The organism is Nocardia vaccinii NBRC 15922, assembly GCF_001613305.1.
GTDB classification, from domain to species: domain Bacteria; phylum Actinomycetota; class Actinomycetes; order Mycobacteriales; family Mycobacteriaceae; genus Nocardia; species Nocardia vaccinii.
In genome coordinates, this window is record NZ_BDCC01000083.1 from 1 (window position 1) to 18,568 (window position 18,568).

At 63.5% G+C, this 18,568-nt stretch carries 21 protein-coding genes and 1 CRISPR repeat array; of the genes, 8 read left to right on the forward strand and 13 right to left on the reverse strand.

What is annotated here, in order from left to right; translation table 11 throughout:
- A partial coding sequence (locus NV1_RS38775; protein WP_067903628.1) for a DUF5919 domain-containing protein occupies positions 1 to 617 on the forward strand: 617 nt, incomplete at its 5' end.
- Positions 618 to 633: 16 nt separating this feature from the next.
- Positions 634 to 1,101: an NUDIX hydrolase gene (locus NV1_RS38780; protein ID WP_067903631.1), complete on the forward strand. Its 468-nt coding sequence runs from the start codon at positions 634 to 636 to the stop codon at positions 1,099 to 1,101.
- On the opposite strand, the gene NV1_RS38785 is transcribed toward NV1_RS38780, so the two are convergent.
- From NV1_RS38785 to NV1_RS38795, 3 genes are all read right to left on the reverse strand, one after another.
- On the reverse strand, positions 1,089 to 1,652 hold the full coding sequence (locus NV1_RS38785; protein ID WP_067903634.1) for an HD domain-containing protein: 564 nt from the start codon (positions 1,650 to 1,652) through the stop codon (positions 1,089 to 1,091). The two genes, NV1_RS38780 and NV1_RS38785, sit on opposite strands and share 13 nt — an antisense overlap.
- Positions 1,653 to 1,990: 338 nt before the next feature.
- Positions 1,991 to 2,599 (reverse strand): GNAT family N-acetyltransferase, encoded by a 609-nt coding sequence (locus NV1_RS38790; RefSeq protein WP_067903637.1) that lies wholly within the window; start codon positions 2,597 to 2,599, stop codon positions 1,991 to 1,993.
- A 269-nt stretch (positions 2,600 to 2,868) separates the two neighbouring features.
- Positions 2,869 to 3,452: direct repeats of the CRISPR family, unit length 28 nt; unit sequence GGATCATCCCCGCGTGCGCGGGGAGCAT.
- Between the two features lie 120 nt (positions 3,453 to 3,572).
- Positions 3,573 to 4,103 carry an AAA family ATPase gene (locus tag NV1_RS38795; RefSeq protein ID WP_157117666.1) on the reverse strand — a complete coding sequence of 177 codons (531 nt, stop codon included), beginning with the start codon at positions 4,101 to 4,103 and terminating at the stop codon, positions 3,573 to 3,575.
- 220 nt (positions 4,104 to 4,323) lie between these two features.
- Between NV1_RS38795 and NV1_RS38800 the strand changes: the two genes are divergently transcribed.
- The 3 genes from NV1_RS38800 to NV1_RS38810 are packed head-to-tail and all read left to right on the forward strand — an operon-like array spanning position 4,324 to position 8,193.
- Positions 4,324 to 5,346, forward strand: a complete 1,023-nt coding sequence (locus tag NV1_RS38800; protein WP_084526557.1) for a tyrosine-type recombinase/integrase — start codon at positions 4,324 to 4,326, stop codon at positions 5,344 to 5,346.
- Positions 5,343 to 5,696, forward strand: coding sequence for a helix-turn-helix domain-containing protein (locus NV1_RS38805; RefSeq protein ID WP_067903642.1), 354 nt, complete (start codon positions 5,343 to 5,345; stop codon positions 5,694 to 5,696). Before NV1_RS38800 ends, NV1_RS38805 begins: the two co-directional genes overlap by 4 nt.
- Positions 5,689 to 8,193 carry a site-specific integrase gene (locus NV1_RS38810; RefSeq protein WP_067903645.1) on the forward strand — a complete coding sequence of 835 codons (2,505 nt, stop codon included), beginning with the start codon at positions 5,689 to 5,691 and terminating at the stop codon, positions 8,191 to 8,193. The genes NV1_RS38805 and NV1_RS38810 overlap by 8 nt, the downstream gene beginning before the upstream one ends.
- Before the next feature lie 129 nt (positions 8,194 to 8,322).
- On the opposite strand, the gene NV1_RS44235 is transcribed toward NV1_RS38810, so the two are convergent.
- Positions 8,323 to 9,255 carry a hypothetical protein gene (locus tag NV1_RS44235; RefSeq protein WP_157117667.1) on the reverse strand — a complete coding sequence of 311 codons (933 nt, stop codon included), beginning with the start codon at positions 9,253 to 9,255 and terminating at the stop codon, positions 8,323 to 8,325.
- A gap of 759 nt (positions 9,256 to 10,014) precedes the next feature.
- Positions 10,015 to 10,608, reverse strand: a complete 594-nt coding sequence (locus NV1_RS38825; protein WP_067903654.1) for an HIT family protein — start codon at positions 10,606 to 10,608, stop codon at positions 10,015 to 10,017.
- 379 nt (positions 10,609 to 10,987) lie between these two features.
- On the opposite strand from NV1_RS38825, the gene NV1_RS38830 reads away from it, so the two are divergent.
- Positions 10,988 to 11,584 carry a P-loop nucleotide/nucleoside kinase family protein gene (locus NV1_RS38830; RefSeq protein WP_157117669.1) on the forward strand — a complete coding sequence of 199 codons (597 nt, stop codon included), beginning with the start codon at positions 10,988 to 10,990 and terminating at the stop codon, positions 11,582 to 11,584.
- A 78-nt stretch (positions 11,585 to 11,662) separates the two neighbouring features.
- On the opposite strand, the gene NV1_RS38835 is transcribed toward NV1_RS38830, so the two are convergent.
- The 5 genes from NV1_RS38835 to NV1_RS38850 form a co-directional block, all read right to left on the reverse strand.
- A complete protein-coding gene (locus tag NV1_RS38835) occupies positions 11,663 to 11,953 on the reverse strand; it encodes a hypothetical protein (protein ID WP_157117670.1) in 291 nt (96 codons plus the stop codon).
- Positions 11,950 to 12,195, reverse strand: coding sequence for a hypothetical protein (locus NV1_RS44245; protein WP_157117671.1), 246 nt, complete (start codon positions 12,193 to 12,195; stop codon positions 11,950 to 11,952). The genes NV1_RS38835 and NV1_RS44245 overlap by 4 nt, the downstream gene beginning before the upstream one ends.
- Complete coding sequence (locus NV1_RS38840; protein ID WP_169813528.1) at positions 12,192 to 13,016, reverse strand: alpha/beta fold hydrolase; 825 nt, start codon at positions 13,014 to 13,016, stop codon at positions 12,192 to 12,194. The genes NV1_RS44245 and NV1_RS38840 overlap by 4 nt, the downstream gene beginning before the upstream one ends.
- 306 nt (positions 13,017 to 13,322) lie before the next feature.
- Positions 13,323 to 14,576: a coiled-coil domain-containing protein gene (locus tag NV1_RS38845; RefSeq protein ID WP_157117672.1), complete on the reverse strand. Its 1,254-nt coding sequence runs from the start codon at positions 14,574 to 14,576 to the stop codon at positions 13,323 to 13,325.
- Between the two features lie 147 nt (positions 14,577 to 14,723).
- Positions 14,724 to 15,248 carry a hypothetical protein gene (locus NV1_RS38850; protein WP_067903666.1) on the reverse strand — a complete coding sequence of 175 codons (525 nt, stop codon included), beginning with the start codon at positions 15,246 to 15,248 and terminating at the stop codon, positions 14,724 to 14,726.
- A 576-nt stretch (positions 15,249 to 15,824) separates the two neighbouring features.
- Here NV1_RS38850 and NV1_RS38855 point away from each other — a divergent pair.
- The gene (locus NV1_RS38855; protein ID WP_218027351.1) at positions 15,825 to 16,037 is read left to right on the forward strand and encodes a hypothetical protein; all 213 of its coding nucleotides are present in this window, start codon (positions 15,825 to 15,827) and stop codon (positions 16,035 to 16,037) included.
- Here the strand turns inward: NV1_RS38855 and NV1_RS45330 are convergent.
- Positions 16,034 to 16,369, reverse strand: coding sequence for an SAM-dependent methyltransferase (locus tag NV1_RS45330; RefSeq protein ID WP_218027352.1), 336 nt, complete (start codon positions 16,367 to 16,369; stop codon positions 16,034 to 16,036). The two genes, NV1_RS38855 and NV1_RS45330, sit on opposite strands and share 4 nt — an antisense overlap.
- Positions 16,350 to 16,793 (reverse strand): SAM-dependent methyltransferase, encoded by a 444-nt coding sequence (locus NV1_RS45335; RefSeq protein ID WP_218027353.1) that lies wholly within the window; start codon positions 16,791 to 16,793, stop codon positions 16,350 to 16,352. Before NV1_RS45335 ends, NV1_RS45330 begins: the two co-directional genes overlap by 20 nt.
- Positions 16,794 to 16,990: 197 nt before the next feature.
- On the opposite strand from NV1_RS45335, the gene NV1_RS38865 reads away from it, so the two are divergent.
- Entirely contained in the window at positions 16,991 to 17,518 is a 528-nt protein-coding gene (locus tag NV1_RS38865; protein ID WP_067903673.1) for an NUDIX domain-containing protein, read from the forward strand.
- Between the two features lie 13 nt (positions 17,519 to 17,531).
- Here NV1_RS38865 and NV1_RS38870 read toward each other — a convergent pair whose 3' ends face one another.
- Positions 17,532 to 18,443, reverse strand: coding sequence for an OST-HTH/LOTUS domain-containing protein (locus NV1_RS38870; protein WP_067903676.1), 912 nt, complete (start codon positions 18,441 to 18,443; stop codon positions 17,532 to 17,534).
- Between the last annotated feature and the right edge of the window lie 125 nt (positions 18,444 to 18,568).

Sequence of the window (18,568 nt, forward strand, 5' to 3'; positions counted from 1 at the left end):
CACGGCCTCGCCATCGCCGCCACGTCGCCGAGTATTTGTGTGTGGACGAACAGTTCCTGTGGCCAACCGAAGACGAGATAGCCAGGGAGCCAGACGGTTCCGAGGTTGTCGGCACCTACCTCAACCGTGCGGAAGTTCCCCGCGAGCAATGGTTGTCGTTGCTGACCGAAGCTACCGAGCAGATCGACATGCTGGTCTTCTCCGGCACGTTCATCGCTCAGACGAATCCACGGATCGCCACGATGCTCACCGCCCAGGCGGCCCAGGGTGTGCGGATCCGGCTCTGCTTCGGCGACCCCGACGGCACCGCCGTGGCTGTTCGTGGGCGCGAAGAGGGCATCGGAGATACGCTCGCGGCGAAGGTCAAAGCCTCGCTGACCTACTACCGGTCCCTGGTGACCGAGGCGGGATGTGAGATCCGGTTGCACGACACCACCCTGTACAACTCGCTCTTCCGATACGACCAGAACCTACTGGTCAACCCGCACATCTGGGGACAGCCAGCCAGCGCCAACCCGATCCTGCGCCTCAGACGCGTCGACGAGCACGGGTGGTTCGACAGGTACACCGAGAGCTTCGATGCAATTTGGGCTGACGCGCAGCCCTGGAAACCCTAAAGGAAAGGGCAGCACGATGGGCAGGATCGAGTACTACTACGACCCGACAGCACCCAAACCCAATTCGCTTGTGGTGGCCTGCAATATGCTCGTCACCGACGACACCGGGGCAATCCTGCTGCAGCGCCGCCGGGACACCGGACAGTGGGCGCTGCCAGGCGGAGCGATGGACTTCGGCGAAACCGCCGGCGAGTGCGCCATCCGTGAATGCCGCGAAGAGACCGGCATCACCGCCGAAATCACCGGATTCCTCGGCATCTACAGCAACCCGAATCACATCGTCGCCTACACCAACGGCGAAACCCGCCAACAATACGAAAACACCTACATCGGCCGCCCCATCGACGGCGAACCCACCATCAACGACGAAGCCGACGGCGTCGCCTTCGTTCGCCGCGAAGAGCTGGACGAGTACGATATCCACCCGAGCATGCGCCAGCAGATCGGCGACTTTCTGTCCGGGAACTATCCCTACCTCGGGTGAGTTGCCAGCGCATGCTCGATCCGGCTGACAGCCGCGAGGATCTGTGGCGCAGCGCGGTCGATGAACCTGCCCACCACTGTGTCGGAGCGATACCGGGCGCGGATCTCGGCGATCCTGGCGGGAGCGGTTATCGACATTCCGTCCGGGCTCGTGGTCATGTCGCAGTACGTCAGGGCATCCACCAGCACCGGATCGTCCAGAACCGGGAACTCGGCTTGCAGATCCGCGCGCAGCCCCCGCTCCTGGGCCTCCAACAGGGCGAACGTGTGGTTGGCGACCAATCGCCATAGCCGCTCATCGCCGAACTGGTTGTCCCGCAGGAACCGGGCACCGTCCAAAGGGTGAAACCCTGTCATCGCCAAGCGAAGCGCGTAGCCGACATCATGCAAGATCGCCGCATCAGCCAAAAGCTCACCGTCACAACCCAACCGGGCAGACAGACCAGCTGCTGCGGCAGCGACTCCCTGCACATGGGCCCATCGCCGCGGCAAGACCGCAGCCAACTCCGACCGAGCAACCCGCCACGCCCACGACGACTCGCAATCTGCCACCAGATCACGCTACCGCGCTCAATCGCTTTCACCCGCAACAGACTCACCGGCTCGGTGCTCGCATTCCGCGGCCCGGAGCCGGGGCCGACCAGACCTTCACGTATGCCGGCACCACACCGGATTCCGAGGACTCGCTGCGAAACTGAAGAGACTGTCCCGCAGCATGTTTCGAGCAACTGTGCACCTTGCCAGGAATCTGGGTCATCGGATGATGTCGCTGTCATTGGCCTCGCCCCGAGACCAATGACGACACCCAGCCCCCGAACAGGGCCTGAGCGCCCGATTCATCTGTGTACCGAGACGAATCTAGCTGGGCGCCTGCTGGACACCGCCAGTCGTCAGCCGGGCAGTTGGGGCTGGACAGTCGGCCAGGGCCAGTGCTGGCATGGTGTGCGGATATCTTCGCGCGCAAGTGTGGCGATCCACCCGTCGAACGCGCCGTCGGGTTGCACACACAACCCGCGCACACACCCTTCCAACCGGAATCCCTGGCGCCACGCCGTTTTCGCCGAGGCCCAGTTCCCAACCACAGCCCGCCACGTCATCAGTTCCTGGCTATCGGGTCCGAACGCGTAGTCCAGCACTAGTGCCAGCGCGCGAGACATCAGCCCGTGACCGCGGTGGGCGGGATGCAGCCCGAAACCCACGATCGCTGTCCCATGCCCGGACGGCCGGTAGTCGATCGTACCGGCGAACCGAGCCTGTATGGTGATGGCCCAGATCCGGCGGGACGTGGGCGTGTGCTGCGCCCAGTTCGAGCGCGCGAGTTCGAGGAACTCATATGCGTCGCGGTCGGTGTACGGCCGCGGAATCGTGGTGTACCGGAGCATGTCCGGGTCGGCGCATTGCTCGATGATTGCGGGCAGATCCTCGCGACGATGGGCGCGCAGCACCACCGAATCGCCGTCGCTCAGCACGGGCACATTCACTGTCGGGTCTCGTACCATACCGCCAGCAGACCCGGCGTTCGAGCTCAGAGCAACCCCTTTTTTTCCAGATTCCGCAGTCGCCGCTGACCCGCAGTATCATGCGAGCCTTCTCGATCTTCGCATGGAGGTGACTTCATTTGTTGACGGCTTCTGCGATGTGCCGGGCGGCCTGGGCGGGCGTGAGGTGCGTGGTGTCGATGACGACGGCCTCGGCGTGCAGCCACGTGCGGGCCGCCTTGGAGTAGGGCTCGATGTAGTCGAGCCGGAACGCCGAAGGGCCGAGAGCCGGATCATCCCCGCGTGCGCGGGGAGCATGAGGTGCTGGATCAAGCCTGCCGAGCAGTGGGCGGATCATCCCCGCGTGCGCGGGGAGCATAGAACCACGACGATTCCGACGCTGCGGCCCTTCGGATCATCCCCGCGTGCGCGGGGAGCATGAAGACATATCTCGCCATGGCGACCAACGTCGAGGATCATCCCCGCGTGCGCGGGGAGCATGACCCTCATGCTCGCCTGATCAACCTCGAGGACGGATCATCCCCGCGTGCGCGGGGAGCATCGATGGCATGAGCATCCGCCAGATCGCCGCCCTCATGGACGGATCATCCCCGCGTGCGCGGGGAGCATATTCCTGGGGCTCATGCGGCTCCAATCTACTGAGGATCATCCCCGCGTGCGCGGGGAGCATGACCAGCAGCCGCCCATCGGTGGTCACGATCGCGGATCATCCCCGCGTGCGCGGGGAGCATCGCGATGAAGGCATCCAGGACACGATCACCTCGGGATCATCCCCGCGTGCGCGGGGAGCATCGCAGGGATCACCGGTCTGGTGGGGTGCCCGGGGGATCATCCCCGCGTGCGCGGGGAGCATACTTCCTGACCAGCAGGTCTGCCGACGATCAGACGCATTTTCATTCACTTTCGTCCTACCTGATTAAGCCTCTCCAACCGGCCCCCTAGCGCCCCAACGCCGCCATCGCGCATGCGCTGATCAAGTGATGTCTGCATAGATGGTCTCGACGATATCGGCCACGGCCGGGACTGCGTCGATACGAGCCTCGGTCACGAAACCCAATGGATCCCAACCGTGATACCAACCATGCATCTCCTCGGCACCGAATTCGCTGGCCTTGGGACGCCGAGCGTGGCGGTCCAAGGTTTCGGTGAAAGACAGATCGAATGCGTAGAACCAAGCGCGTTCGGCTCGCGCGGCCAGTTGTTCGAGCATGGCTCCGTAACGACGGGCACTGAGAATACCTTCCACGATCACCGTGACCCCACGAGCCAACCCCAGCTCGGCGATATCGCGAATCAGCTCGATATTCTGACCATCAGGAATATCGGACTCGCGCAGGAACTCCCGCCGCACCACATCCTGCGGGATCAACAGACACTCCGCCCGAGCAAACCGCAACTGCAGCGCCTTGGCCACTGTGGTCTTCCCACTTCCGGAATTGCCCCGGATCACCACCAACCGCCCGCTTCCTCCGGAATTGCGTTTGATGACCGATTCGTGTGTCACATAGTCCCCTTTCTGCGAGAACGCAGGTTACCGAGTGTCGGCGTGTACACCGCCGTCTAGCTGCATGTTTGACGATAATCTTTCGTCTGATGCGTGTTCTGCTCGTTGAACGGGAGGTGGTGTGGTGGGGCCTGAGACCGGGAGGCCGGTCGGATCGGCGCGCTTGGAGCTGGCCGACGGAGTCGCGTTGCTGCGGGAGCAGGACGCGGTCCTGGAGGCGATGCTGTGCGGCTGGGAAAAGCAGCAGCGCGGCGGCCGTCGGCTCGACCCGACAACCATAAAATCTCGGCAAGGACATGTCCGAGCGCTCGTTGGGTTCACCAACGAGTACCCCTGGCGATGGACGGCGTCGCTGGTGGAGGAGTGGACGACCCATCTGCTCTCGGAGTTGCATCGCGCACCCTCGACGATCCGCGGCTATCAGGGGTCGATTCGATTGTTCTGCGACTACCTCACGTCGGCTCACTACGAGTGGCCCGAGGAGTGCCAGACCCGGTTCGGCACGCATCCGATACAGGTCTGTCACGAGTGGAACACCGCTGTCCACGTAGAAGAGGACGAGAGCCGACCGAGTCGTAGACCACTGAGCCGCAACGAGATTCAGCTGTTCCTCGACCACGCGGACGAACAGGTCGACCGGGCCGCGAGATCGGGACGCAAGGGGGCGTTGGCGGCGTATCGCGACGCGACGGTCTTCAAGGTCCTTTACGGCTGGGGACTTCGGGTCAACGAGGCATGCCGGTTGGATCGCCACGACTTCTACCGAAACCCCGAGGCTCCAGAACTCGGACAGTTCGGTGTTCTCCACGTCCGCTACGGCAAGGCCTCCCGTGGTTCTGGTCCCCGTCGCCGCGCCGTGGCCAGCGTCATGCCGTGGGCTGTCGAGGCTGTAGAGGACTACCTGGTCAACATCCGGCCTCGGTTCGGCAAGATCGAGCACCCGGCGCTCTGGCTGACCGAACGCGGCGGACGGCTGCAAGGCCGCGACGTCGATGATCGGTTCGCCCGCTACCGTGACGACCTCGGCCTGGACGCCGACCTTACGCCGCATTGTCTGCGGCACTCCTACGTTTCGCACGGTGTCGAGGATGGGATGGACCCCGAGTTCCTGCGTCAGCAGGTTGGGCACCGCTTCCGCAGCACCACCGGCATATATACGACGGTGAGCACCGACCACATGAACACGATGATGCGGAAGGCCCTGAACCGGGCTTTCGCACCGATCCAGGAAGGAGACCGATGACCGCGAAACTGGACTACCGATGGCACCTGCGCACCGTGATGGCCGAACGAGGCATGTTCTCGACCACGAAACTGCGGCCACTGCTGCTCGAGCGCGGGATCGAGTTGTCGGACAGCCAAATCTACCGTTTGGTGACCGAACGGCCCGAACGACTGAGTATGAAAGTGCTGATGGCCTTGCTGGACATCCTGGGTTGCCGGATGGAGGACCTGATCGAGCCGATCCCCGCGGCCACGGCCCGCCGCCGCATCGCTTCGGGCGAAACAGCCTCGCCCACAGGCAAACCGGACAAGGGAGTCGGCTCGTTCCGCCCCAAACAGGCACGGATCGTGCCGCGAACCGATGACTGAGCCCGGCACGCCACCCCGGTACCTGACCGATCCGCTCGGCACGATCGCCGACCTGGTCCGGCATATCGAGCCCGACCTCGACGGCGAGCAGATCACCGCGGCGATCCTGGCCACCGCGTCGACCAGAGCCCGGCTGCGCAAGCTTGCCCAGGCGTTGAACGACGACCCGGGCTTGCTCACCTCGACGCGCCCGCAGGGACCCCGGACGATAGAACAGCTGATCAGGGCCCTGCAGGACTGCGGAGCCCGCCATGTCGAATTGCCACGCTGCGCCCGGTGCGCCCGGCCCCGGCCGCTGGTCAGCCTCGACGCCAAACGACAGCGGATCTGCGGTTCGTGTTTCAGTTCCGAGAGCACCCGAGTCGAAGTCTGCAGCGGCTGCGGGAAGCGGCTCGAGGTCCAGACCCGAGACCGCGCCGGCGCCGCGCGCTGCCGGAACTGTCCACCAGAGCCGGACTGTGATCACCTCAGCGTGATCGTCGCGCACATTCGCCGCGTGGCCGGGGACCACGACAGCGCCCGACTGCGGCAGATTGCGGAACAGGCCGTGCCGCAACCGTTCCAACGCCGCGAGGTTTCGTGGGAACTCGACGCGCACCCTGAGCTTTTGACCGGCGACGCCGCATCGGGTTCGCCGCGGCTGATCGCGTTGGTCGAGCAACTCGTCCTCGCCCTGGTGCCCGGCGTGGTTGCCCCGCGCTGCCCGCTCTGCGACCGCGAGGTCGCGTTGAAGTTCCGCCGCGACGGTCGACGCTGCTGTCGCCGCTGCTACGACGCGGCGCGTCTCGAAACCTGCTGTCGCTGCGGCGAATCCAGAGCTGTCGCCACCCGCACATCCGCCGGAGACCCGCTTTGCACGGCGTGCATGCGCCGCGACCCTGCCGGGCACGAACACTGCACGAACTGCGGACAGACCCGCCTGATCGTGCATCGCGACGGAGACCAACGCTACTGCCGACAGTGTCGGCGCGCCCCGACGGCGGTCTGCTCGATCTGCGGCAAGACCAAGCCCTGCCACCTCGCACACACCGCCAACTCCCGATGCGAGAGCTGCTCGCGCAAGTTGTTCGGCCAAGCCTGCATCAATTGCGGGCGAGTACGGGCCGTGCATCGACGCACCCCGGAAGGACCCCTCTGCCACACATGCGGCCAACGCCGTGCCCCATGCAGCCGCTGCGGCCGAACGATGCGCGTTCAGGCCAGCCTCGCCGTCGGCCCACTGTGTCCTACCTGCTTCCGAAACGAACCCGCCTACTTCCAGCAGTGCATCGAGTGCGGCGTGGTCGAGCACCTCTACCACCACGGCAAGTGCCAACACTGCGCCTGCCCGCCGCTGCTGCGTGCAGTCCTGGTCGGACCCGACGGAGTCGTACGACCCGACCTCGAGCCAATGATCGGCATACTGCTGGCCAGCCCACCCCGAACCGTCCTGTCCTGGATCAACAGCCCCGGCAGCCGAGCGGTCATGACGGCCTTGGCCGCAGCGTCGGGGCCGGTGACTCACGAACTCCTCGACACGCTCACTCCCGAACGGGAAGTCTTCCGCCTGCGGCAGATCCTGGTCGCCGCCGAACACTTGCCCGCGCGCGACGAATACCTCCGCCGACTCGAACAATGGCTCGACACCACCTTGACCACGATCAGCGACTCGGTCGAACGCAACCTCGTCCGCCGCTACGTCACATGGAACCACCTGCGAAAACTCCGGCAGTCCGGCCCGATCACCAACCGCCAGCAGACCACGGTCAGATCCGATGTCAGCAACATCATCAGCCTGTTGAACTGGTTGCGCGACAACGACAGAACCCTCGCAATCTGCCGTCAGGTCGACATCGATGACTGGCTGAACGACGGGCCCGAGGCCAGATGCACGATCCGGAAGTTCCTCACCTGGTGCGCGCACCGCCGCGCGGCCCGCAAACTCACCATCCCGGCGCACATCCGCCCCGAACTCCGAACCGTCTTCACCGAAACACACCATCGCTGGGCCCTGGCGCGGCGGCTCCTGCACAGCGACAGCATCGACGACCGCGACCGCGTGGCCGGCCTGCTCGTCCTGCTCTACGCGCAACAACTCACCAGAGTCGTCGCACTCACAACCAACGACGTCATCGCCGACGACCACGGTGTCCAGCTCAAACTCGGGTCGAAACCCCTCCAGCTGCACCCTCCAATGAGCGAGCTGCTCCTGCGCCTGGTCGAAAACCGCCGCGGGCATGCAGCTCTCGGTCACACCGACGACCACCCTTGGCTGTTCCCTGGAGGAATCCCCGGCCGCCACCTGACCGCGTCGCAGCAGATGCAACGACTTCAACAGCTCGGTATCCCGGCCCGGATCGGCCGTAACACCGCACTCATGGACTTGGCCACCGAGCTGCCCTCCGCCGTGATCAGCGACCTCCTCGGCCTGTCCATCCACACCGCCGATCACTGGACCACCGCAGCAGGAAACACCCATCACGGATACGCCGCCCAACTCGTTCAACGACAGCCCTAATCCGATGGCAACGCACGGACCTACCGCACCGTACCCGTACATCAGCTACCCATTCCGAAAATTTAAATTTAGCGATTACCGCTACGACACTTGTGAATCCAGAACATCATCGAGTCTCCGGCTGCGTCTTCAGTCATTGCCGTACTCGGGCTCGAACCAGTCGTCCAGAGATTCCGGATCAACTTCGACGGTAAACGCGTCCTCACCTAGATCGGCCGCGACGATCAGCTCGTACTTATCGAGCAAGAGATGGCAAGTTGGACAAGTGAAACACTCAGGGCTAACATCGATTTCGGCGATCATTCCGATGAAGTGATCGCCTTCATGATCACCATATTCGCCTACACGACGATCGACAATGTCATTGCCTTCCAGCCTCCCAGCACCGTGACATGCCGGACATTCTGCGGGGATGTGATAGTCCATGATTGGAAACCGGGTCGGGGCGTCCTGCCACTTTGCTTGTTCACTACCACTCATACGTCCCTCGCGAAACCGAGCCAGGGACAGTTTCGCAGTCTCGATTCGCGATGTGAGCTGATGCTCGATGTTCTGTTGGTTCTGCGCGAGATAGGCTTCGACTTCGTCGACCCGTTCAACCCCTACTAACTGCGAAATATCAGCACCCTGTGCTGTCAGCAAGATGTGTGCCTGGGCCCAAAACCTCGGCCACCATGCCTGCGCAGGGATATTGGTGATCCCCAACGCCGCACCGTGAAGGTACTCATTTCGCCCCGAAGCGATCTTCGTAGCTTCATCCTCACTGAAGGGACGAAAGGCCTTCTGGCACCGCTTGAATATCGTCGATGCCCGCGCGGTTGTAAAATGGGTCTCTCCTTCGATCAACCCAGCCGCTCTCAGTGCATGGGATCCATCCGCTGTTGGTTCAGCAACGAGGATGGGCGACACCTTGGATAATGCCGCTTTTGCGAGAAGTTCAAGAGCCAGCGCAGCCCACAGCTGTTTTTCATCCTCAGTTCTATCACCCGATGGGCCCATGGCTCGATTCAGGAACAGCTTTGCCTTGATCCAAAACTGCTCCTCGCCGTATGGAGTCGTCACCGCAGGGGACCCGTCTTGTAGGCAATCCTGGTCAGCTCACGATTTTCACCTTCCACAGTTTTTGCACGGCCATGTAGAACCTTCCGATTTCGAATCAGTAGAAGCGTGTTTGGCTCACTCCAGACATGTTCGTGGACACCTTCGTACGATGTCAGCAGGTCGTATGCTTCCCGTGACCGACTGTCTGCGGGAGCCATACAATAAGGATCAAACCGCAGCCCATTGTAATCGTAAGCACACGCAAGAAACGAGTCACGGCCGACACCGACGATGAATACGCCGTGCTTTAAAGCGGAGGAATTGAGTATTTCGAACTTCGGCCTCCAGATTCGGGTAATAGTCGAACTCACTGTCTCAGAATGCATTACAACAATATCTGGAACAGCGTAGAGATGCGCTCCATCAACATGGAGCATTTGAGCATCCAGTCCAGCTGTCGCGCTGATAGACCGCGCCGGAGCTGCTGCGGCTGCGGTAGGGGTGAGATTTGCCACTGCGGAGTCGCCTCGCCTCGTCGCGATCGGTTCCCATCCCCGCCGACCTGCATAGCTTTGGAACTGAGACAGTGGGATCGTCGCAGTCGCCCATCCAGGCATGGTGCTGGCAGCGACCAGTTGGTTGAGGACCTCATCGGGCGATGTAAGCAATCGCCGGACTCCTTTCATGATGACTCTGCCGAACTACGAAACCCTTGATTTTGTTCACGCATCGAACCCCCATCGTGCCAAAGGAACTGAAGCTATTCCGCAGGTTTGAATTTCACGGGTTACCGGTAGAGGGCTCCCCCACTCCCTCGGGCATGGCGGCGCCTGGCCTGGGACTCGTGGCGGGCAGGCCGGCGCGAATCTTCCGACCCACCATGGCGAACTCGTCACTGCTGTAGTTCAGGACCCCGTGCTCGGCATCGAGTGCCCGGAACTGCTGCTCCCTGTACGGCACTCCTACGGGCAAGGGCACGATATGCCAGTGGATGTGCGCGTTGCCCTGCTTCGAGCCCATCGAGGCCACGTAGACCCGTTCGGGATCGGTCACCGCCGCCACCGCGCGAGCCACGGTATGCACCGCGGCCTGCAACCGCAGATATTCTTGAGAGTTCAGGTCCCGCACAACGTCCTCGACATGGCGACGTGGCACCACGAGCACAGAGAACGGCAGAGTCGGGTACTTGTTGAGAAAGCCCACGTGCTCGCCATCGTCGTAGACCATCTCGTGCTCGAAACCTGCAGTCCCCGAGAGAAATTCGCATATGAAGCACGGCTCCGTCCGCACCCGCATCTCGTAACCATCCCGGTCCCACGGGGTGCGCTGATACACGCCGAACGCACCGAACTCCGCAGCACCCTCACTGACCATCCGCGCGCCCCTCCCACACCTTGCTATCCGGACCGGAACTCATCGGACGATACAACCGAGCACCGACCACTAGACCCGCGCTGCCTGAACCCCGACCCGCGAGGGCGGCCCCTGAACCCGCTGCCTCTGCCACGACCCATAACCACCCTGCTGAACTTTTCGACGTCGGCACCCTCAACGCGAATGTGTGCCAGCTCCTTGCTCTCCCGCAAGTCGCCACCCTCACTTTGTCGCGCCGACTGGGAACCGGTCAGCCAGGCACCTGATGCTTGACTGGGACTGCTGCAAGATCAGGTAACAGCTCGACCCGGCAGGGTGCGGTGGCGTGACCGTTGATCGTGTGTGGCGGAGTCGATTGCCTTGCGGCACAGTCGTGACCATGTCTCTCGACCTCGGCTCTACGACTCAGGCTGCGTTGCGTCAGTGCGCGGAATATCTGGACGGCTCTGGCGCGATTGTGTGCTGCGGGTTTCCCGCGTCCGGAAAATCGACCACCGCACGGTTCCTGGCGTCGCTGACCGATGCGGTCGTGCTGGACAAGGACCGGTACGCGCACGACCTCGAGGTATCGGTGATGACGGTGCTGACCCAGCCACACGATCGTGACAGCGATGTGTACAAATCCGTTGTCGCACCACATATTTACGCCGGGCTGATCCGCACAGGGTTGACAGTGGCGGCCAAGTGCCCAGTCGTGCTGGACGCCCCGTTCCTGACCACGATCCAACACGCCGCGGATCACGGGACAAGTTTGCGCGAGCATCTCCTCGCGATCGCGGACCTCGACGAGCAGGTCCCGGTGACCACCGTATGGATTGACTCCACTCACGCCGACATCCGGGCGCGGATGCGCGAACGGGGATTGGACCGCGACGCAGGCAAACTCGCGGACTGGGATGCCTATCGGACCGCGGTACTCGACAGCGGCCTACGCGACCTGGCCTGCTCGGTTGTGGACCTCGTCATCATGAACTGACCAGACCCCAGGCCAGCAAACCTCCGACAGCACGGTGAGGCTTGAAGTCGTTGCAGGCGAGCCGGATACAGCGGCGAGCTACCGTTCACGAAATTCGCCGAGGATGCCGTGAACGGTCCGGGTGATGTCGGAGTGCTGGTGGCGTGTCGCGGCTACCAGGGGCGGCCGGACATGGGTGGGAAAGCCCGGCAGGCGTGCGACCGCCGCTGCCTTGGCGAAGGCGATGTCCGAGAGCCCGCTGGCTTTGCGGTGATCGGTGTAGCGATCGAACAGCGCCTGCCACCGCTGCGCGCTGTGCCGGTCACCACTGCTGACCGCGGTGGCGATCGCGACCGGAAGCTCTGCGACCGGGCCACCGGCACCGGTCACCACCCTGGCGAGCCCCAACCGCGCACCCGCACTCCCGCCCGGCCATCGCCCAGGAACACCTGCAGTCGCGGCAGCGTCGCCCCGAACACCTCGGGCGCCTCAGCGAGTGCGCGCAGCCGGATCTCGCGAAGCAGCGCCCAGTCCCGGCCGGCGAGCAACCGAACCCGAACGAGGAAGTTCGAGGCTGGGGACAGGGCAGTGTCGCGAGGTTGTCCGTCACGGCACGGGTCGGCGGGAGTCACTGCGCCGGGCAGGATCCGCCTGCGTATCGCAGTTGAGCGGCAGGGATGGTGACCGGCCGGTGGTCGGAGGCCGAGGCGTGTACTGCGCTGATGCAGGCGGCGACCAGTTCGGGTTGGTCGGTGGGGATGTGGTGACCAGCCCAGTCCGCGGTGATCAGCGTCGCGTTGAGCTTGCGCGCCAGCATTTGTTGCTCGTGCTGCCACTGCTGGTCGAGTTGCTCGGGGGTGAGCGGGGCGTATGCGGCCGTGTCGGCAGCGCAGAGGCGAGTCCACCGCCCCGGCGCGCTGGCCAGAACCGCTGTCGGCACCTCGGGCACGGTCGTGGTGGTCAATTCAGTGACCGACCCGGGGACATCGAGGATCGACGACCCCGGGTTCTCTTCGCCGCCTTCGCGTGTGGGCCAGCGGGAGTTCGCCAGGTGCGTGACGGGGGTGCCGTCCACGAGCACCAGCCCGGCGGTGTGGTCGTAGTGCCGGGCGGTGTACATCAGGGCTATCAGCGCACCGATGGAATGCCCGACGACCACATACGGTGGCCGGGCCATCAGCGCATCGAGCATGCGGTGGAGTTCCTCGGCCAACGCGCCGAGGGTTCGGGGCTGGTCGAGCAACTGTGGTGGCAGCGGATCGCTGTCGCCGATGCCTGCGCGGTCGTAGGTGATGGTGGTGTGCTGAAAAAGGCGCGGCACTACGAGATCCCACTGGTCTTGCGTCGTGCCCAGAGCGTTCACATGCACCACAGGTATCGATGTGTCGCCTGGTCTGATGCATGCGGTCAACTCGTAGCCCCCGAGATCGACCGTCTCGTATCGCAGCCCCATCGCACCACCATAACCGGACCGCAAGAGGCCCGTGGTCTCGAAGCTCCGGCCCCTCGGGCGGTGAGTTAGGTGCGAAACCTGATGACTGTCAACGGTCTTGGCTACCCCCGCCTGATGTGGCATCTACCGAGATGCTGGCCCGATCCGCCGGGGTGACGGCGTTCGGTGCTACGCACAAATCCGCGTCCTCGTGCGCGGGCTGGCGGTAGATGGGCGGTGTTTCCGTTGGGATCATCACTGCCACAATCGGTCTCGTGATGTGTGACGCCCCCGCGACCAGGAGACGGACTCCCATCGTTGGCCCGGTTACCGTTCTCGCGGGCCTCGCTCCACGCCCGGGGCCTCAATTGTTTTGATGCGCTTCTCTTCTGCGCGTTCGCGGTCGTAGCGGCGCTGTTCTGCTGCCGTGACGTCCCGCGAGCGCGAGTCCACCACGGCTTGAAACCCGGCGCGTTCCTGCGGGGACATCTCGCCTCGTTGCACCGCCCGATCAAGTTCCACTACCCTCCGTGCCTGTTTTTCTTGGTGTTTCCGCTCGAGCACCTGTTGTAGTTCCCGCTCCTTTTTCTCCCGCGCTTCGACCTCGGCACTCACGGCCACGGCCGCGCCGATCGCGTCGATTCCGCGATTCAGGTCGGCTCGGTTCCGCTCTCGCCCCTCGGCGAGGGTCCGCTGCATCGTTTTCGCGTCCTGCCCGGTCACCCCGATCCCGCGCAGCATTTCGCGCGTCTGTGCTTTTTCTACTCGCCGGACTTTGCGCATGGTGCGCACCACGTCCCTATGTGCGTCGTGCAATTCCTGCGACGAGAAAACTTCGCCTTGCTCGCGTGCTGCCTCGATCTGCCGCGTATTGTTCTCGACCACGCGCGCAACGTCCCGTTTTCGCTCGGCGAGTATGCGGTCCCGCGTTTCCCGGTCTGCCCGCTCGCGTGCCTCCCGTTCCATCCGCTTCTCTGCCGCCTGCGCTTTCTTCTCGTGCCGCGCCCTGTGCTTTTCGATGGTGAGCGCTAGGCGTTGTTTCTCGCGCGCTTCTTTCTCGCGGGCGGCCTGCCAGTCGCGGACCTGCTGTTGGGTCCGCTCTTTCTCTCTTTCTTTCGATATCGCCTGCTGCTCCAGGGCCAGCGAACGAACGCCCGGAAGCTCGATTTGCAGATTGCGGGTGAGCGTCTTCCCGAGATCGACAGCTTTTTGCGCTTCCGTCGCAGAAACTACAAGATGCCGAAACCTTCCCTCGAAATCTCGCTCCAACGCTTGAAGTTTTTCGCGTACCTCTTTAGAGAGTTGGCCACCCTCGACTGTGATCCATTGCCCGGACACGTATCGACCGGAAGCAAGTAACTCCCGGTCAAGCTCAAGCTGTTTCAGTGTTTTTGCGTCGCCATCGACCCGGCCGGACTTATACTCCGAAAATTCTCGACTCTGGGCGTTGATCAAACGCGCCTGATCAATTCGCCGGGAGTCTTTCCCATCCGCCCCTAGCCCATATTCGGTGTGCTCGCGGACCCAGCCGTTCTCGCGGGTCTCGCCACGCCTTTCCGCCATTCCGTAGTGGAATTGCATACCGCGTTCATTATTTTCTTTCCCGCGACTTCTATCCCGGGCTTGTTGGGCACGGAACTTCTCCCGGTCCTGCTGTCTCCGCAACTCATCATCAGGCATAAAATGCCACCCATCCCCCGAGGCATCCGAAGAGACTGAATTGCGGCGTTACTTATTATGCAACTTCCACTCAGCGACATCAGATTTATAACTTTGGGCCGCCAGCCAGATATCGACCCACCCCTCATACATGAACCAGCCCACCAGCACCATTGCTGGAAACTCAATCTCTTCATCGTGCGGAAAAACAACAGCAGGCCCGATCGAGTCATATATCGGCTCGCCGTTTCGATGTGGTGCCTGATTCACCCATTGCGCGCCGGAAAAGTGCACAAAGTGTTCACCGACGAACCGCACCAACTGATCAATAACGTCGGCGTTGTCCGAAGTGACCATGTCCTCTTTATCTATGAACCGCTCGGTTATCGCCGTACCGATGCGCTTCAGCGACTCGTCGTCGTCCCACCATTGAGCCGTTGGCGTGTCCTGTTCGATATCGGGCAGTGTGTCGTGGACCAACTTCCGTATTTGCGATTCCATCCGGTCCGGCGCAATCCAGTCCGTCCACGCCCTCGCGCGCTCGTCGACCGTCACCTCGACGCCGAGGTCCAAACCCATTTGTTCGTCGGACATACTGATTCCCCTCTAGGCGCTCCGGGCCGGGCCCGCGGATGCCTCCTCATAGTCAAGCGAGTGTGACTGGACGCGGGTCATCCTAGCGACTGCCCCAGTGCATTTCAGCTGCTTCTGCTGCTGGTCGCCGACCGAACAGTCCGGACGGATCGAGGCCCTCGGGGTCGGCCGGTCAACTGCGCTGGCTCGCGCTCAGCAAGACGCAGTCGGGCGGCGAACCAAGGCCGGCAACGAGTTCCGATCGTTACCGCGCAAGTCACTACCCGGCGTTCCAGGCCGTGTCCGCCGGAAACTCGGCTACCACCCTCGCCGAACCCGCGGGCTCGCGCCGTCCTGGCCCTCGCACCCATCTCAGCCCCTATCGCCACGCTCACCAAGCCCCGCGTCTCCGCCGCGCCGCGCTGGCCGCCACCGTGGCATCGATGCAAGTATGGTGGAGATGATCTGAATAACGGGAGGGGATACTCGATCATGGAATCATTCGATCACGACTACTCACAGGTTCCGATCACGGAACTGACTGCGCGCTTGGACAATTGGCAGTCCAAGTGCGCGCTCCTCGCTCATGATTTCCCCGTGATCAAGCCAGCGCTCACCGAGTGGCGCGAAATCTGGTCCGACGCGGTCGCGGCGTTTCCCGACCCGGTCGGCGCGCTGAGAAACGAGGTAGCCGACAGCGGTGCCATCGACGACCCTATCGGTGCGCTGCTGTGCCACATGGCTGACAGTGACGACATTCTCACTCCGCTGCTGCGACGGGTCAGCTACAGCCGGAGGCAGGCCGTCTAGGGCTTGCGCCCTACCGCAGCGTAGAACGACACACGCGCATCCAAGCCGTCACCTTCCACGTTCGGCGACCGGTCCGGCCGCCAGCGGTGCGGCACTTCCACATTCGGGTCCACCAGTTCCAATCCGGTGAAGAACCCGGCGAACTCGTCCCGGGTGCGGAACTGCGCGGTGATGCTGCCCTCGGCGTAGATCTGCCGGATCTTGGCGAAGGTGTCCGGGGCGAAATCAGTTGTCGCGGTGGTCAGTACGAGGTAGCTGCCCGAGGGGACGGCGTCCATCAGCGTGGCGAGGATGTCGTGGGGCCGTTTGTCGTCAGGGATGAAGTGCAGCAACGCGATCAGGCTTACCGCCACCGGGTTTCGTGAGGTCGAGCGTTCCGCGGAGGTCAGGAGCGTCCAGGATCGCTCGGGGTGTGGTGACATCGGCATCGACATACGCGGTGCGGCCCTGAGGGCTGCTGGTGAGCAGAGCGCGGGCGTGGGCCAGGACAGTGGGGTCGTTGTCGACGTACACCACCCGGGACTCGGGTGCTTCGGCCTGGGCGACTTGATGCAGGTTCGGCTCGGTCGGGATACCGGTACCGATGTCCAGGAACTGGCGGATGCCTTGTCCGGCGAGCCAGCGGGTGGCGCGGTGCATGAACGCACGGTTGACTCGTGCCGCGACACCGACCGAGGGGAACACCGTCTCCACTCGCGCGGCATGTTCGCGGTCGATCTCGTAGTTGTCTTTGCCGCCGAGGTACCAGTCGTACATGCGCGCGGTATGCGGCTTGTGCGTATCGACGTCTACGCCAACAATCCTGACAGCCCGACCGCAGTTCGGCAGTGCGTTGCTCCTGCCAGGTGCTCTCGCTCGCACGATGCTGGACAGCTGCGACGAGTGACGGCGCCACGCGGTTAAGCAGCAAAATCTGATCCCCCGACCCAACGCCGGAAACGATCGGTGATCTCATGAATCCTGCGCAAGAGCCTCTGTGGGAAAGCGACCCCGACAGTTACCAGGAGCGCCTGGCCCAGGGCAACGCCAGCCAGCCGCGCAAACGCGTCGGCGCGGACGCCCTGATCTTCGACGGCGCCGGTCGCATCCTGCTCGTGGATCCGAACTACAAACCCGACTGGGACCTGCCCGGCGGCATGGCCGAGGCGAACGAACCCCCCGACCATGCCCTACGCCGCGAACTCGCCGAAGAACTCGGAATCCAGCGTGCCGATTCTCTTCCGCTGCTGTGCATCGACTGGGTATCACCCCACGGCGTCTGGGACGACTCGTTGATGTTCATCTTCGACGCCGGTCAACTCACCGACGAACAGATCCGCCACCTGCACCTCACCGACGACGAACTCGACGCATTCGAATTCTGCACACTCGAACAGGCCGAACAACGCCTGCGCCCGTACGTGTGGGCCCGCACCGCCGCAGCGATCCGGGCCCGGGAAACCAGCCACGTCGCCTATCTCCACGATGGCGAAGCGCCCTGACTGTGCTTTAGCGTCACCGGTCAGTGCTGGGTTGAGCGTTTGGCCTGATGTACATCGTGGGGGCGCCCTTGCTTTGGGGGACTTTTCGGATCAGGAACAGCCCGGTCGCGTAGACCAGGCGGGTCAGATTCGGGTGCCCATAGGTCTGCGGGGCGAACGTGGGATCGATCTTCCGGATGACGGATCCGACTTCGGCCATCGAGGCCCATCCGTCCCGGCCGGCTGCGTTGGTCGCTGCCCGGTGCAGCAGGTTCACCAGGGTGGTGTCGTGTTGGAGGCGGCCGATGGGCCGCGGCCCGTGCTCCCCGGCCCCGGCGGCTGTTTGTTCCAGGCCCTTGCTGGTGGTCAGGAAGGTGTGCAGGCGGCCTTGCCAAGCGTCGGCGATCTCCGAGGACATCGCGACTCCCACGGCCAGTGCCTTGCTGTCGGCGGGGTCTGTGGCGAACCGGATGGATGCGGCGAGTCCGGCGTTGAGTACCTCGGCCAGTTTCGGTATACGCGCGGCGACGATGTGGGGGCCATGGACTTCGATCGCGGCGCACGCCAGATCGGCGGGCATGGTTGCCGCCTGGAAGGGCAAACACGCGTACTTGTCGATGTCGGCCAGGCTGACCCATCCGCTGATCGGGGTAGGGGTGCGGTTGGTCGGCGGCAGCCCCGGGGCTTGTTCGAGGTAGCGGATCGCCACCGCGCAGGCGGCGTGGTTGTGGTTGCGCGCGATGACATATCGGTGCGGGACATCCTCGTCGGGCCATTGCTCGACCAGCGCCACGACGACGGTGGCCAGCATGGTGAACCCGTTCCATCCCGCCAGCAGTACCGCGCCGAGGTCCTCGGCGGGGGCGCGCAGGATTTCGATGATCGTGTCGTCGACCAGCTGCAAAGAGGTCGGCAGATGCGCGCTGTTGTGATCTGTCCCAGTCATGACTCATCCCTTCGGGGTGGGGTTTCCACGCCGAAGCACCGGACAATTCGATAGCGCTGAGTGGTCGGTGCCCAGGCATGGCAGATTTAGACGGCCTTGAACACCTGGGTCGACCAGTAACAGGG